Source organism: Microbulbifer regidiadema (SeqCode), assembly GCF_052467605.1.
The window spans coordinates 4,429,617-4,444,971 of the sequence record NZ_CP174316.1; the positions used below are offsets into that span (position 1 = coordinate 4,429,617).

13 protein-coding genes and 1 other RNA gene are annotated in these 15,355 nt (G+C 57.0%); 12 read left to right on the forward strand and 2 right to left on the reverse strand.

Annotated features, from left to right (window positions below; translation table 11 throughout):
• Nucleotides 1-26 precede the first annotated feature (26 nt).
• Entirely contained in the window at nt 27-389 is a 363-nt protein-coding gene (locus ACJJIF_RS20030; RefSeq protein WP_444930029.1) for a YraN family protein, read from the reverse strand.
• Complete coding sequence (locus ACJJIF_RS20035) at nt 376-2,289, reverse strand: penicillin-binding protein activator (RefSeq protein ID WP_444930030.1); 1,914 nt, start codon at nt 2,287-2,289, stop codon at nt 376-378. Before ACJJIF_RS20035 ends, ACJJIF_RS20030 begins: the two co-directional genes overlap by 14 nt.
• Nucleotides 2,290-2,328: 39 nt before the next feature.
• Between ACJJIF_RS20035 and rsmI the strand changes: the two genes are divergently transcribed.
• The 12 genes from rsmI to murG all read left to right on the forward strand — a co-directional run bounded on the left by rsmI (nt 2,329) and on the right by murG (nt 15,347).
• Nucleotides 2,329-3,171 carry a 16S rRNA (cytidine(1402)-2'-O)-methyltransferase gene (gene rsmI, locus ACJJIF_RS20040; RefSeq protein WP_444930031.1) on the forward strand — a complete coding sequence of 281 codons (843 nt, stop codon included), beginning with the start codon at nt 2,329-2,331 and terminating at the stop codon, nt 3,169-3,171.
• Between the two features lie 59 nt (nt 3,172-3,230).
• Nucleotides 3,231-3,599: RNase P RNA component class A (gene rnpB, locus ACJJIF_RS20045), an RNA gene on the forward strand.
• Nucleotides 3,600-4,036: 437 nt separating this feature from the next.
• Nucleotides 4,037-4,480, forward strand: coding sequence for a division/cell wall cluster transcriptional repressor MraZ (gene mraZ / locus ACJJIF_RS20050; RefSeq protein ID WP_444930032.1), 444 nt, complete (start codon nt 4,037-4,039; stop codon nt 4,478-4,480).
• A gap of 12 nt (nt 4,481-4,492) precedes the next feature.
• Nucleotides 4,493-5,425, forward strand: coding sequence for a 16S rRNA (cytosine(1402)-N(4))-methyltransferase RsmH (rsmH, locus tag ACJJIF_RS20055; protein WP_444930033.1), 933 nt, complete (start codon nt 4,493-4,495; stop codon nt 5,423-5,425).
• 4 nt (nt 5,426-5,429) lie between these two features.
• Nucleotides 5,430-5,705, forward strand: coding sequence for a cell division protein FtsL (gene ftsL, locus ACJJIF_RS20060; protein ID WP_444930034.1), 276 nt, complete (start codon nt 5,430-5,432; stop codon nt 5,703-5,705).
• Nucleotides 5,706-5,895: 190 nt separating this feature from the next.
• Nucleotides 5,896-7,653, forward strand: coding sequence for a peptidoglycan D,D-transpeptidase FtsI family protein (locus ACJJIF_RS20065; RefSeq protein ID WP_444930035.1), 1,758 nt, complete (start codon nt 5,896-5,898; stop codon nt 7,651-7,653).
• A complete protein-coding gene (locus tag ACJJIF_RS20070; protein WP_444930036.1) occupies nt 7,650-9,182 on the forward strand; it encodes a UDP-N-acetylmuramoyl-L-alanyl-D-glutamate--2,6-diaminopimelate ligase in 1,533 nt (510 codons plus the stop codon). The genes ACJJIF_RS20065 and ACJJIF_RS20070 overlap by 4 nt, the downstream gene beginning before the upstream one ends.
• Nucleotides 9,175-10,554 carry a UDP-N-acetylmuramoyl-tripeptide--D-alanyl-D-alanine ligase gene (locus ACJJIF_RS20075; protein WP_444930037.1) on the forward strand — a complete coding sequence of 460 codons (1,380 nt, stop codon included), beginning with the start codon at nt 9,175-9,177 and terminating at the stop codon, nt 10,552-10,554. The genes ACJJIF_RS20070 and ACJJIF_RS20075 overlap by 8 nt, the downstream gene beginning before the upstream one ends.
• Nucleotides 10,554-11,639, forward strand: coding sequence for a phospho-N-acetylmuramoyl-pentapeptide-transferase (gene mraY, locus ACJJIF_RS20080; protein ID WP_444930038.1), 1,086 nt, complete (start codon nt 10,554-10,556; stop codon nt 11,637-11,639). The genes ACJJIF_RS20075 and mraY overlap by 1 nt, the downstream gene beginning before the upstream one ends.
• Before the next feature lie 8 nt (nt 11,640-11,647).
• On the forward strand, nt 11,648-13,030 hold the full coding sequence (gene murD / locus ACJJIF_RS20085) for a UDP-N-acetylmuramoyl-L-alanine--D-glutamate ligase (protein ID WP_444930039.1): 1,383 nt from the start codon (nt 11,648-11,650) through the stop codon (nt 13,028-13,030).
• A complete protein-coding gene (gene ftsW, locus ACJJIF_RS20090) occupies nt 13,027-14,250 on the forward strand; it encodes a putative lipid II flippase FtsW (protein ID WP_444930040.1) in 1,224 nt (407 codons plus the stop codon). The genes murD and ftsW overlap by 4 nt, the downstream gene beginning before the upstream one ends.
• Nucleotides 14,250-15,347 (forward strand): undecaprenyldiphospho-muramoylpentapeptide beta-N-acetylglucosaminyltransferase, encoded by a 1,098-nt coding sequence (murG, locus tag ACJJIF_RS20095; RefSeq protein WP_444930041.1) that lies wholly within the window; start codon nt 14,250-14,252, stop codon nt 15,345-15,347. Before ftsW ends, murG begins: the two co-directional genes overlap by 1 nt.
• Nucleotides 15,348-15,355 lie beyond the last annotated feature (8 nt).

The window sequence follows — 15,355 nt, forward strand, 5'->3', positions numbered from 1 at the left end:
TTGACGGGGTAAATCTCGGTTGCGCCTCAGGCTTCGAAAGCGCTTTTAATCCACTGAATGTTTTGTGCATCGCCGTCTATGGCAAGGACATCGAAGCGGCACGGACAGTCCAGTTTTTGTTGTTGCAAATAGCGGCTGGCGGTGGCCAATAGCTTCGCCTGTTTGCGTGAATCCACGCTGGCTGCGGCCCCGCCGAACTGACTTTTGCGGCGGAAGCGCACCTCCACAAACACGACAGTATCGCTGTCGCGAGCGATAAGGTCTATCTCTCCGTGTGAACTGCGATAATTGCGCTCCAGTAAGGTGAGCCCCGCGCGCTGCAAATAGCGGGCTGCGACGGCCTCCATTTGGTTGCCGACAGCACCGCTTGAGCCCTTAAAAAGTTTCACGGTTCCCACTTAATTCGATCGGTTCCCGCTGCGGTAGTTGGGGCTCTACTGTCGTGATGGGGACCGGCACCCCCTTGTCGATTCGCGCCCACATCTGCTCGCGCACTATGCGACCATCGGCACTCAGGCTCAATGCGCCGGTGAGGCCGTGCACTTTTTGTTCGGGGAATTGGCGCAGCATGGGCAGGCGTGGGTAGAGGCGGAAGGCATCGGCACCGAGGGCATACAGGCGGGCAAAGGCCGGCGCCGGTGACGCCTGCTCCTCGATATCCTGTTTGGTTTGGTTGCTTTCAAACAGCCAGGGCAGGGCGGTAAAGCGGATACCATTCATATCCCTGTCGCGGTTGCGGTTGATATTGCCACCGAAGACGTGGGAGGTGGCGTAAACCGGCAGGTCACTGGCGTAGTGGTAAGTCAGCATGGGGTTGAGCTGGCGCGCCTGCTGGGGTTGGGCGGCGAGGAACACCATATCCACATCGTCGCGGCGGCGGGGGGTAAATTGCAGTTTTGCCGCCAGACGACTCTGCAAGGCTTTCTTGCGCGCGTTGCTGGCGGGAATCAGCAGGGCGTCACTGACCAGGGCGGAGAATTTGCTGTTGTCCCTGAAGGTCCGGCGAATACTCACCGATCCCCCCAGGCGCAGCCACTCCTGTTCGAATGCTTCGGCGCCGCGCTGCCCCCAGCTGCTGTCCGCAGCGAGAACCATCGCCTGCCGCTTGCCCTGCCGGTAAGCGTGCTGGGCGATCTGCCGCGCCTCATCTTCAACCGCCAGGCCAAACTGGACCAGATCGGTGGTCAGACGCCCCTGGTCGCCGTAGTTCAGGGCGAGAGTGGGCACCGGCAGCTTCTCAGTGGCGAGCAGGTTGGCCACTTTGCTCTTGTCCAGGGGGCCGACAATCATCTGCGCACCGGCATCGACGGCGCTCTGATAGATCTCCTCGAAGGGTTGATCGGTCCCGGTGTCGTAAACCATGATTTTCGGGGTGGCACCTCCGGCATTCAGGGCGGTGTAGTGGGCCGCCATAAAGCCATCACGGATTGCCCTGCCGGCGCTGCCCAGGGGGCCGGATAGCGGTAGCAGGAGCGCCACGCGGTCGGCCCGCTGAGTGGCCAGGCGCTCCAGTAGCTGCAATGCCTGGGGCGGGTGGGCGTTGGCGCTGTGGGCGGGCCAGCGCTCGCGCCAGCGGCTGAGGGCGGTCAGCTGCGAGCTGATATCCGTCTGGGTGTCGCGGCCGAGGAGGGCCAGCTGATACCAGGCGCGCATCTGGCTGTCATTGCTCTGCGTGGCGCGACTTTTCAGTTCACTGGACGGTAGTTGGGTCAGAAGATGCCAAAAGCCGTTGTTGTTCTCGCTGATTGCCTCATCAGACTGAGCGATATAGGCAATTTCACGCCGCTCATCGATTGCGCTGTCCAGGTTGCCCAACAGCCCCCACAGATCGGCGCGCAGACTGCGCAGGGGCAGGGCGGTCTTCTGTGGCAGCTGCGACCATACATTTTCCAGGCGCGGAGATGTCGCCAGGTCGAGGGCCTCAAAGAAATCGTCGTTTGCGGCGAGCAAACTGCCGTAGATTTGCGCATAGCTGGCAAAGAGGTTGTCGTCCAGCTGCGCGGGGGTAATTTGAATTACCGCCTCTTTTGCCGTCTCTTTATCCCCCAGCTCGTATAGAATAGCGGCCGCTTGCAGACGCTGTTGATCCCGCGCCGGCGCCGGCAGGGTGTCGGCACTGCGCAGCATGCGTACAGCCTCACTGCGACTGACAGTGTGGCCGGCCGCATAGGTCGGCTGGTAAACGTTCGGCCGGGAGGCCGGTGTCTGGCAAGCCGCCAGTGCTACTGCCAGTGAGGCAGCTGCCATTCTGGTGATTACAGTAGAGGTGCGCCGGGAAGAGGCGGACATAATCTTCTCCCGCAATATTTATATTTGGAGTGAACAGCTATGGGGCCGGATCAGGCGCTGCTTTACATTGTCGCTACGCCCATTGGTAATTTGGCCGATATGGTACCGCGAGCGATCGAAGTTCTACAATGTGCCGATCTGGTTGCGGCGGAGGACACGCGTCACAGTCAGAGATTATTTTCCCATTTTAATATCGATACACCCCTTATGGCGTATCACGATCACTCGGATGACAAGCGCACCGAGCAGATTTTGCAACGCCTGGAGCAGGGGCAGACCATTGCCCTGATTTCCGATGCGGGTACGCCGCTGATCTCCGATCCCGGCTATCGCCTGGTGCGTGAAGCTAGGGAGCGCGGAATCAAGGTCTCTCCGATACCGGGAGCCTGTGCGTTTGTCGCCGCACTGAGTGCCGCCGGTCTCCCCAGTGATAAATTCAGCTTTGAAGGGTTTCTGCCGGCTAAGTCCGGCGCCCGTGAGCGGGCTCTACAGGAGCTGGCGGGGGATACCCGCACCCTGGTGTTCTACGAGGCCCCACACCGGGTCGCCGACACCCTGGAGGCCATGGCAGGCGCGTTTGGCGGCGATCGAGAGGCGGTGATTGCCCGCGAGGTCAGCAAGGCCTTCGAGACTTTTCAGTTGATGCCCCTGGCGGAGCTGGTGGAGTGGGTTCGCGCTGACAGCAATCAGCAGCGCGGAGAGATTGTTTTGTTGGTGCGCGGCGCACAGCGCTCCCGCGACAGCGAACTGGACGGCGAGGCCCAGCGGGTCATGTCACTGTTGCTGGCGGAGTTGCCGCCGAAAAAGGCAGCGGCGATTGCTGCCGAAATCACCGGAGTAAAGAAGAAAATTCTGTACAACTGGAGCCTGGAACAAAAATAAGGCGTCGATTGCTGCAATTGCCTGTTGCAATCCGCCTGTCGCCTCTTTAATCTTCGCGCCGAGCTGGCCGGGCAATCGCTGTCGCCTTGTGCGATGGAGGAAAGTCCGGGCTCCATAGGGTGGAACGCCAGGTAACGCCTGGGGGGTGTGAGCCTACGGAAAGTGCAGCAGAGAGTAGACCGCCGATGGCCTCCCTCGATTTCGGTCTGGGGAAGCACAGGTAAGGGTGAAAGGGTGCGGTAAGAGCGCACCGCGCGGCTGGTAACAGTCCGCGGCACGGTAAACCCCGTTTGGAGCAAGACCAAATAGGCCCCCTTATAGGTGTGACCCGCACCGGGGGCGGGTAGGTCGCTTGAGGTGTCTGGTGACAGGCATCCCAGATGAATGATTGTCCTCGACAGAACCCGGCTTACAGGCCAGCTCAACAATTTCGAAAGCCCGGCACTCGCCGGGCTTTTTTGTTTGCCGCTAAAGTTGGGCCGATTCCGCGAGTCCTACGCCCCTCCCGCCGTGTATATCTCTCCTCCAATATGCAGCCGCAGCTCACCTCTTGCGGGCTTGAGAGGTCGGATTAGGGTTGGGGGCACGACAGTGTCAAATGGAGCCGTTTCCGCCGCCTCGCTGGAGGCCGCGATTTTACAGGGGGCGGTTAGGGGCTTTGCGGTCGAATTCCTTGACTTTGTGTCGACCAGTTTTATAGTGTCGAACGTGGGGAAAAGTGGATAATTGTGGAAATTTGTGGTTTATTCGCAACAGGTGAGTGGGTGTTTACACCGTCCACCTGAAGTCGAGCCGTTTTCTCCTCGGGCCCGCCACCCAGGCATAAATCGCGATAGGGCGATCTCCAAAGCGAGTACCACTGAACGTGTATTTGGGCAGCCACGCAATCAACATGGACGCCAAGGGGCGTCTGGCAATTCCGGCACGCGTGCGCGATAGGCTGTTGGATGAGTGTGCGGGTTGTCTAGTGGTGACAGCTCACACTGAGGAGCGCTGTCTGCTGGTATATCCATCGCCCCAGTGGCAGCAAATTCTCCCGAAGATAGAAGCCTTGCCGAGTTTTAACAAAGTGGCTCGGCGCGCTCAGCGCCTGCTGATCGGGTATGCCTGTGAGCTACAGGTAGATGGCAATGGCAGGGTGTTGATTCCCCCGACGCTGCGAGAGTACGCGGGGCTGGAAAAGAAATTGATGTTAGTGGGTCAGGGGAAAAAGCTGGAGCTCTGGAGTGAGGAGCGCTGGATGTCCTGGCTCGACGATAGTGAAAACGAAGAGGGTATGCCTGAGGAAATGGCATCCCTCTCTTTATAAGGGGAGTACGGGGTGTCTCAAGAATTGCATCGCAGTGTGTTGTTGCGCGAGGCCGTAGACGCTCTGGTGACCGAGCTGGACGGGTTTTATATCGATGGCACTTTTGGCCGGGGAGGGCACAGTGCCTCAATTCTCGAACGCCTAGGGCCCAAAGGTCAGTTGGTGGGGGTGGATAAAGACCCTCAGGCTATTGAATTTGCCGAGCAGAGATTTGCCGGTGAGTCCCGCTTTTCCATTTGGCACGGGTCTTTTGCCGATATGGATAAGGCTGCCGGGCAAGCCGCCGGTAAGGTCAGTGGGATACTGCTCGATTTGGGTGTGTCTTCGCCGCAATTGGATCAGGCGGAGCGCGGTTTCAGTTTTATGCAGGATGGCCCCCTGGATATGCGCATGGATACCAGCCGGGGGATCAGTGCTGCGGAATGGGTCAACACTGAGGCCGAGGCCGAAATGGCCAGGGTGTTCAAGGAGTACGGAGAGGAGCGTTTTGCCCGGCGGATGGCCGCTGCCATCGTCAAGCGTCGGCAGGAAGAGCCGTTTGCACGCACCCTCGATTTTGCCGAAGTTGTGAAGGAAGCGAACCCGGCTTGGGAGAAGGGCAAGCATCCCGCGACTCGTGTATTCCAGGCCATTCGTATCCATATCAATGGTGAGCTGAATGACCTGCAGAGTGCGCTGGATAAATCCCTGCAGTTACTGGCACCCGGTGGGCGCCTGGTGATTATCAGTTTCCACTCCCTGGAAGACCGCATGGTAAAACGTTTTATCCGGGAAAAAGAGCGCGGTCCCCAGTTGCCTCGGGGGCTTCCGGTTATGGATAGCCAGATAACCAAGACGCTGCGTTCAGTGGGCAAGGCGGTGAAGGCCAATACCGTAGAAGTCGACGAAAATCAGCGCTCCCGCAGTGCCGTAATGCGGGTGGCAGAAAAGTTGGCTGGAAACTGAGCTGATGTCCGCTAAGGCCTTGCTCGGAGTGGGAGTGATGTGGATAGGGGTAATAGTGTCATCCCTATCTGTCATCCATACCACCCAGCACAGTCGAGAGTTGACCGCCGAGCTGGGTAAGGCACAAAAAAATCACGATGAGCTGCGCTATGAACAAGAGCGGCTCCTTTTAGAAAAAAGTGCCTGGTCGGCATATAGCCGGGTCGAGCAGGTCGCACAAGAAAAATTGAAGATGCATATGCCTGCGCCTGCGGAGCAGGTACTGGTGGTAGTGGATTAGCTTCTAGCTGCCTCCAGATTAAGACGTAAATACCCTGCTGTTTGCCCGGTGGGGTTTCTGCGTTTTTGGGGGGCCTTGGCCTTTAGATAATTAAAAAGAGTTTGCACAAGTTGAGCTTTGCAGCTCAGGCCTGGAGAGTGACATGCTCAGCCTGGGCGCAGAATAAATAGATAAGGCCAATTGGGAATACATGGGCGCAGTTAAGAAAAAGGATATTCAGCCGGGTATTGCCCGCTGGCGCTTTGCGCTGGTGGCGGTTTCGCTGTGCCTGCTCGCCCTGACACTGGTATTTCATTTGGCCAGGCTGCAAGTGGTGCCAGCGGCTGAGCGCGGATACCGTTTCCTGCAGGATCAGGGGCGAGCGCGAACTCTGCGCACCGAGGAAATTGCCGCGTATCGAGGCTCTATCGTCGACCGAAACGGTGAGCTGCTCGCCGTCAGTACCCCGGTCCACAGTCTGTGGGCCAACCCCAAATTACTGCGTGAAATAAATAATGAAAATTTAGCGCACTTGGCCCGTGCACTGGATTTGCAACCCTCCAAACTGGGCGAGCGCCTGGAAAAATACCGCAATAAAGAGTTTATGTACCTGCGCCGTCACCTGTCCCCGGAAGAAGCTGGAGAGGTGTTGGCGCTGGGAATTACCGGTGTTTTCAGTAGAAAAGAGTATCGGCGTTTTTATCCCGCAGGAGAAGTGGTGGCCCAGCTTCTCGGTTTTACCAATATCGACGATCGCGGCCAGGAAGGGATGGAGTTGGCCTACGATGACTGGCTGTCGGGGCAGGCGGGATCTCGCCAGGTAATTAAAGACCTGAAAGGGCGCACGGTAAGGGATTTAGCCATTCGCCAGGAGGCGCAACCGGGCAGGGATTTACGCCTGTCTATCGATATGCGCCTACAGTATTTGGCTTATCGGGAATTAAAGCGAGCGGTGTTGGAAAACGGTGCCGCTTCGGGCTTTATGGTGATTCTCGACACACAGAGCGGCGATGTGTTGGCGATGGCCAATCAACCTTCGTTTAACCCCAATGACCGCAAGGGCGTTAAGTCGGCAGCCATGCGCAACCGCGCGCTGATCGATCAGTTTGAGCCGGGTTCTACGGTAAAGCCTTTGACGGTACTGGCGGCTTTGGAGACCGGGCGCTACACGCCAAAAACAGAAATAAATACCAGCCCGGGATATATTCGGGTGCCGGGGAAAACCCTGGTAGACCCGATTAATTACGGGAAAATGGATCTCACCAAAATTATTACCAAGTCGAGCCAGGTGGGAATTACAAAAATTGCCCTCGATTTGGAACCAAATTCTCTGCGCGAACTCTTTTATCGCTTGGGCCTGGGCGAAGCTGTGGGGAGCGGCTTTCCCGGTGAGGCACCGGGTATTCTGCCGACTCGCAGTCGCTGGCACCCAATCGAGCGGGCCAATTTCGCCTTCGGCTACGGTTTAACTGTCAACGCCGTGCAATTGGCCCAAGCCTACAGTGTGCTGGCGAATACCGGGGTTAAGCGCCCGGTTTCTCTGGTTTTATCCGCCGACAAAGCGCAGGAAACGCCTGAGCAGGTTATCGAAGAGCCCTTGGCGCAGCAGGTTACAGCGATGTTGGAAACGGTGATTTCCCGCGGCACCGGTCGCCTTGCCGCTGTAGAGGGTTATCGCGTTGCCGGCAAGACCGGCACTGTACACAAAGTTGGCAGTAGTGGTTATGCGGATAATCGCTACCGCTCGGTATTTGCGGGCTTTATTCCCGCTGATAATCCGCGCCTTGCCGCGGTAGTTGTTATTGATGATCCCAGTCACGCCAAATATTACGGCGGTGAAGTAGCCGCGCCGGTATTCGGTGCGGTGATGACTGGTGCTATGCGCCTGTTGCAGGTTCCACCGGAAAAAATTAAATCGGCGGAAGGACAATTGGCCGCGCAGTTAAGCGAGAGGGGTTCAAAATCGTGAGTCAGCGCGAACAACATTCTGTTTCCATCAAAGAATTGGTGCCGGGTTACGCCGGTATACCCGATATTCCTGTCAGTGGTATTGCCCTGGACAGCCGCAAGATTAAAGCCGGTGACGCATTTATGGCTTTGCGCGGCTCTGTCGTCGACGGGCGTGAATATATCGATGCGGCAATTGCTGCCGGCGCTGCGGTGGTACTCGCCGACGGCGACAAGCTGGAGTGCAAAAGTCGCAATGACATCCAGGTGGTCAGTGTGCCCGGTCTGGCCAAGCGGGTAGGGGAAATTGCTGCGCGCTTCCACGGCAATCCCAGTGGTGAAATGCACCTGGTTGGAGTGACCGGTACCAACGGTAAAACCACCTGCGCCTATTTGATCTCCCAATTGCTGGCCCGCCACTTTGGCAGTGCCGCACTGATAGGCACCATTGGCAACGGTATCTGGAAAGATAGCCAAATCGAATTGCGAGAGACGGGCCTAACGACCCCTGATCCGGTGAGTTTGCAGGCGGATTTCGCCAGCTACCGCGATAGGGGCGTTGCCGCTGCGGCGATGGAGGTTTCCTCACATGCGCTCTCCCAGGGGCGTGTACACGGGCTGACTTTTGATACGGCAATTTTCACCAATTTGAGCCGCGACCACCTGGATTATCACGGCAATATGGCCGCTTACGGCGCGGCCAAAGAGAAGCTTTTCGGGCTGCCGAAACTAAAGCGCGGCATTATCAATCTGGATGACCCGTTTGGTGCCCAGCTGGCGGAGCGCTGTAAATTACGCGGCCTGCGTGTTCTGACTTATGGCTTGCAGGCGGGCGACTTGCATGTCGCCGATCTGCGCCGCCACGAGCGGGGGTTCTCTGTAAAACTCAATTCCCCCTGGGGTTCTGGCGAGTTACACGCCCCCCTAATCGGTGATTTCAATATCCACAATGCCCTGGCGGTGGTTGCCGCAGCGGCGGCAGAGGGTATGCCTTTTGAAGATATTCTCGCCGCTTTTCCCACTATCCAAGCGGTGCCGGGGCGTATGGAGCGAGTCCTGGTTGAGGGCGCCGGCGAGGTGGGCGTACTGGTAGATTACGCCCACACCCCAGATGCCCTTAGGGCCGCTCTAGCGGCCGCGCGCCCTTATTGTCGCGGCAATTTGTGCTGTGTATTTGGTTGTGGCGGTGACCGGGATACAGGTAAGCGCGCGGCGATGGGGCGTATTGCCTCGGAAATGGCAGACCGTGCCATTGTGACCAGCGATAACCCCCGCAGCGAAGATCCGCAAAAAATTATCGACGATATTCTCGAGGGCGCCGCCAGCAATATCGAAGTGGAAGCTGATCGCGCAACCGCTATTGCTCAAGCGGTATCTGCCGCACAGCCGGGAGACATTGTGTTGATCGCCGGTAAAGGTCACGAGAATTACCAAATTATCGGCAGTGAAAAAATTCACTTCTGCGATCGCGAGCAGGCTGCGGCTGCTCTTAAAGCGCGCGTGGACAATACGGGCCAGCTCAGTGAAGGCGAGGAGAGCCAAGGTGATTAAGCCCCTTACTCTGGAGCAACTGCAACGCCGTTTTGGTGGCGAACTGATCAATGGCTCTGTGGAGTTTGCACAGGTCTGCACCGATACCCGCAAGCTCGACCCCAAGTCTCTGTTTGTCGCATTGGTTGGTGAAAATTTTGATGCGCATGACTTTGTCGGTGAGCTGGATGGCCAGGTACTGGGCTTGGTTGTCGATCGCGAAGTGCCCAGTTGCAGTTTGCCACAGTGGCGTGTTGAAGATACCACGATCGCACTGGGGCAAATTGGCTTACAATGCCGCGAACAATTTGACGGATTGGTTGTGGCTATTACCGGCTCCTGTGGCAAGACCACCGTCAAGGAGATGTTGTCAGCCATTTTTTCTCAGAGCCATACGCCCTGTGTCACCGAGGGAAATCTAAACAACCAGTTTGGGTTGCCGATGACTTTGCTTGGGCTGACAGCACAGCACGATGCCTTGATTCTCGAGATGGGGGCTAATGGTCCCGATGATATCGGTTACCTGTGTAGTATCGGCAAGCCGCAGGTGACTGCGGTAAACAACGTAATGCCGGCACATGTCGAAGGTTTTGGCTCTGTTGATGGGATCGCCAAAGCCAAAGGACAGATTTATACCCGCTTGGACGTATCGGCGACGGCGGTGATCAATAGCGATGATAACTACGCGAATTATTGGTTGCAGAATATCCCCGAGGGAGTAAAAACCCTGGCTATTGGGTTGTCCAATGAGTGCCCTATCCACGCGGATAATATTGTATTGAACTCCAGTGGTTGCCCCTCTTTTGACCTGGTTATCGAAGGTGTTGCCCACCCGGTAAGTCTGAAATTACTCGGTGAACACAACGTTCACAATGCCTTGGTTGCGGCGGGCTGTGCTTTTGCCGCAGGAATACCTGCACTGGAAATTATCAGCGGACTCAACACCGTGAATGGCGTCGCAGGGCGCCTGCAAGAGCAGGCCGGTATTGCCGGCGCAACAGTTATCGACGACAGCTATAACGCGAACCCGGGCTCAGTAGGCGCGGCTATTGAGTTACTGTCACAGCGTTCGGGCAAAAAGATTTTGGTATTGGGGGACATGGCGGAGTTGGGTCCCGATGCCGAGGAAATGCACCGAAGTGTTGGCGCTTTGGCGCGGGAGCGCGGTTTGGATGCGCTGTTTACCCTGGGGCCCTTGGGCACTGCCGCCAGTATGGCCTTTTCTGCGGGGAGACAAGAGTCTCTGCGCAATTATCGAGAGAGGGAACCCCTGGTTACTGCTCTCACTCAACAACTGGATGAACAAACCACAGTTTTGGTTAAAGGATCACGCAGCGCCCGTATGGAATTAGTCGCGCAGGCACTGCTTGGCAATAGCAGAGGGGAGAAGTAATGCTGCTTTGGCTAGCGGAGCTATTACAACAACACGTCAGCGGTTTTTCGCTGTTTAACTACCTGACCGTGCGCGCAATTATGGCCGCGTTGACGGCGCTGGGTATTTCACTGCTCGTGGGTCCGCGCATGATCCACTGGTTAAACCATTTGCAGGTAGGGCAGGCGATTCGGGATGATGGCCCGCAAAGCCATTTGAGTAAATCTGGCACCCCAACGATGGGGGGCACACTGATTCTCGCCTCGATTTTCGCCTCGGCACTGCTCTGGTCCGACCTCAGCAACCGCTATGTGTGGGTCACTTTACTGGTGACTTTTGTGTTCGGTGCTGTAGGTTTTGTGGATGACTATAAAAAAGTCGTTTACAAAAACCCCCGTGGTCTTATCGCCCGCTGGAAGTATTTTTGGCAGTCCATCGCGGGCTTAGGTGCGGCTATTTATCTGTACATGAGTGCCTCAAGCCCGGCAGAAACCCAGTTCTTTGTCCCCTTCTTTAAAGATGTTGCGATAAACCTGGGGCCGGTAACTTTTATATTGCTGACCTACTTTGTGGTCGTTGGCTCCAGTAATGCAGTGAATCTGACCGATGGTCTCGACGGCTTGGCGATTATGCCCACCGTGATGGTGGGTGGTGCCCTTGGGGTTATCGCTTATCTGTCTGGTCATATGGAGTTTGCCAACTACCTGCATATCCCGGCCATTGCCGGCGCTGGAGAGTTGGCGGTGTTCTGTGCGGCCCTCGGCGGTGCCGGGCTCGGATTTTTATGGTTTAACACCTATCCGGCCCAAGTATTTATGGGGGACGTAGGCGCCCTGGCACTGGGTGCGGCACTGGGCATTATCGCGGTGATTACCCGCCATGAAATTGTCCTGTTCATTATGGGCGGTGTCTTTGTAATGGAAACGGTTTCCGTAATTTTGCAGGTCGCATCATTTAAGTTAACGGGAAAGCGAATTTTCCGCATGGCGCCTCTGCACCACCACTTTGAATTAAAGGGGTGGCCGGAACCCCGGGTCATAGTGCGCTTTTGGATTATTACCGTCATTCTGGTTTTGGCCGGGCTGGCAACACTGAAAATTCGATAAATAGATAAATGAGCCTGATCGCGACGTCTTCACAGCAGAAAGTAGTAATAGGTCTTGGCGCTACCGGGAAATCGGTGGTGCGCTACCTGCTGCGTCACGGCCATACGCCGGTCGTGGCAGACAGTCGCGATAACCCGCCGGGACTCGAAGCTTTTCGTCAGGAGTTCCCGCAGGTGGCAGTGGAAACCGGCCCATTGCGCCCGGGCACTTTACTCGCCGCGAGCCTGATTATTGCCAGTCCGGGGGTGGCGCTTGCGGAACCGGTGTTGCAGCAAGCGATCGCCGATGGCATCCCTGTGATTGGCGATATCGAGCTGTTTGCCCAGGCCCTGAGCCGAGTGCAAGCGAGCGCAAAGCTCGCTGCAATCACCGGCTCCAACGGAAAAAGTACAGTAACCACACTGCTGGGGAAGATGGTCGAAGAGGCTGGTTTGAGCGTTGGTGTCGGCGGCAATATCGGTGTGCCGGTACTGGACTTACTCGAGGAGCCGCTGCCAGAAATTTTTGTTTTGGAACTCTCCAGTTTTCAGCTGGAAACCACGTACTCCCTGGCCCCCACTGTCGCCACCGTTTTAAATATGAGTGCGGACCATATGGACCGCTACCCCAGTATGGTGGAGTACCACCGGGCCAAACAGCGCATTTATCGCGGAGCGGATCAGTTCGTGATAAATCGCGCGGACCCTTTATCCCAGGGGCCTCTCTCCCGCGAGCGGCGCGAGTGGAGCTTTGGACTCGATCAGCCGGATCTCAATCAGTTTGGTCTGCGTTTACATCAAGGGCAGAAGTGGTTGGCCCGGGGAACCGAGGTTTTATTGCCGGTGAGCGATCTGGCCATGGTCGGCAAGCATAATATTGCCAACGGTTTGGCTGCTCTGGCGATGGGCTACGCACTGGACTTGCCGAGCGAGGCGATGCTGAAAGTTTTACGCAGCTTTCGCGGATTGCAGCACCGCTGTGAGCGCGTAGCTGATTTTGACGGTGTTGTTTATGTCAACGACTCAAAAGGCACCAATGTGGGGGCAACCCAGGCGGCACTGGATGGCCTGTCGACGGCAACCAGTAAAATAGTGCTGATTGCCGGAGGTGACGGCAAGGGAGCTGACTTTGCGCCCTTGCGAAAAAGTGCCGGGGCACTGCGGGCCCTGGTCTGTATCGGTGTGGATGGAGACAAGTTGGCCGACGTTTTTGACGGCCAGTGCGAAGTTCGCAGGGCCACCTCAATGGCGGAGGCGGTCGCTGAAGCTAGGCAATTGGCACACAGCGGTGACTACGTTTTGTTATCACCGGCGTGTGCCAGCTTTGATATGTATCGCAATTTTGAAGCGCGCGGCGATGATTTTCGCCGGGCAGTTCTGGCGCTATGCGATACCGCTGGAGGCGTCCAGTGAGCGCTCTGGCAATAGAGCATCGGCACGGCGAATGGCAGGATGGACTGCTGTTACTCAGTGTCCTGGTCCTGGCTAGTATCGGCGTGGTGATGGTGGCATCGGCTTCCATTGCCTTCGCTACAGATATTTATGCTGACCCCTGGTATTTCCTCAAGCGCCACTTGGCTTTTTTACTGGTCGGTGGCGTGGCTGGATTTGTCGTCAGTCAGATTCCCCTGGCGATTTGGTCGCGATTGTCCTGGCCGCTACTGTTGTTTGCCTGCCTGTTACTGATTGCGGTACTGGTGCCGGGGATTGGTCGGGAGGTGAACGGTAGCCGGCGCTGGCTGGTATTTGCCGGTATCACGGTGCAGCCTGCCGAAGTAGCCAAGTTCTGCCTGCTGGTATTTTTTGCCAGTTTTCTAACCCGCAGAAATAAGCAGTTGCGTCACTGGAGCAGTTTTATGGTGCCGGTGGTGATTCTCGCAACGGTTGCCCTGTTGCTGCTTTTGCAGCCGGATTTCGGTTCGGTGGTTGTACTTTCTGGCACTGTATTGGCGATGGTTTTTTTGGCCGGCGCGCGCCTTCCTCACACTTTTTTATTGGTGGCGGCCGCTGCCAGTGGTCTGGCGCTAATGGCGTTGATGAGTCCCTATCGCTTGCAGCGATTGCTGACGTTTCTGGACCCCTGGGGGGATCAGTTTGCCAGTGGCTATCAGCTGACCCAGTCGCTGATCGCTTTTGGCCGCGGAGAGTGGTTTGGGGTCGGTTTGGGCAATAGTGTGCAGAAACTGTTTTATCTGCCCGAGGCCCATACGGATTTTATTTTTGCGATCCTGGCGGAAGAGTGGGGGATGTTCGGTGGTGTGGTGCTGGTTGGGCTTTTCGCTGTGCTCACCTACTCGCTGCTCCGCTTGGTCAGGGCGTCTCTCGTGCAGGAGAAGTTCTTTGCGGCACTGTTGGCCTTTGGTATGGCGGTGCTATTGGCAGGGCAGGCCTTCGTCAATATGGGCGTTGCCTCTGGCCTGCTGCCAACCAAGGGGTTGACCCTGCCATTTGTCAGCTCTGGTGGCAGTAGCCTGATTGTGTGTTGTGCATTACTCGGCTTGGCGATGCGGATTCAGGCTGAATTAAAGCAGCCTGCTGAAAATGGTAGTGGCGGGCTTGAGCTTTTGCGCCAGCTGCCAATATTTCATTCCCCCAAGTCCAATATAAAGAGCGGTAGCGGAGAGGCGGTTTGATGTCTGAAGTAAATAAGCGTTTTTCCGGCAAGAAATTTTTGTTGATGGCCGGTGGTACCGGTGGCCATGTATTTCCGGCGCTGGCGGTGGCCAGGGCATTGCAGGAACAAGGGGCCACTGTGGAGTGGCTAGGTACCGCGCGCGGGATTGAATCCCGCTTGGTACCGGAGGCGAATATAACGCTGCACTGTATCAAGGTGGAGGGTATCCGGGGCAAGGGGAAGTTGGCCCTGCTCAAAGCGCCCCTGCAAATTTTGCGGGCAATTGCCCAGGCCAGGGTGGTGGTTAAGCGGGTGCAGCCGGACGCGGTGCTCGGTTTTGGCGGCTTTGCGACGGGGCCGGGCGGTGTTGCAGCCCGCCTCGGGGGCATACCGCTGATTATCCACGAACAGAATGCGGTGGCGGGAACCACCAACCGCCTGTTGGCACGGATTTCCAGTCAGGTACTTGAGGCCTTCCCCAGTGGTTTGCCCGGTGCCAGGCAGGTGGGCAATCCGGTGCGCAAAGAAATTGCAGCGCTGCCGGAGCCTGACACGCGCATTGGCAGTCAGTCGTCTCCGCGCCTTTTGATTTTGGGCGGCAGTCTCGGTGCTGTGGCGATTAATGAGTTGGTCCCAAAGGCGATTGCGCTGCTGGAGCCCTCCCTGCGCCCCACCGTGGTCCACCAGGCCGGAGAGCGTCATCTGGAGGTTGCCAGAGCGGCCTATCGAGAGGCGGGGGTAGAGGCTGAAGTGGTCCCTTTTATTGCGGATATGGCTGGGGCCTATCGCGCTGCGGACCTGATTATCTGTCGCTCCGGGGCGCTGACGGTTTCTGAAATTGCCGCTGCGGGTGTCGGCGCAATTATGGTGCCTTTCCCCTATGCCATTGATGATCATCAGACGCGTAATGGCGAGTGGTTGCAAAATGCCGGCGGAGCGATTGTTATGCAGCAGCGGGAAATGGATGAGCAGAAGTTATCTGGCTTACTACAGGGCTTGTTAGAGGATCGCCAGCAGCTATTACAAATGGCGACTGCCGCGCGGCGAGTGGCAAAAACTGATGCGACTGAGCAGGTGGTGAATGCTTGCAGCGAAGAGCTGGCCCGGGCCAGGTAATAAAGAAT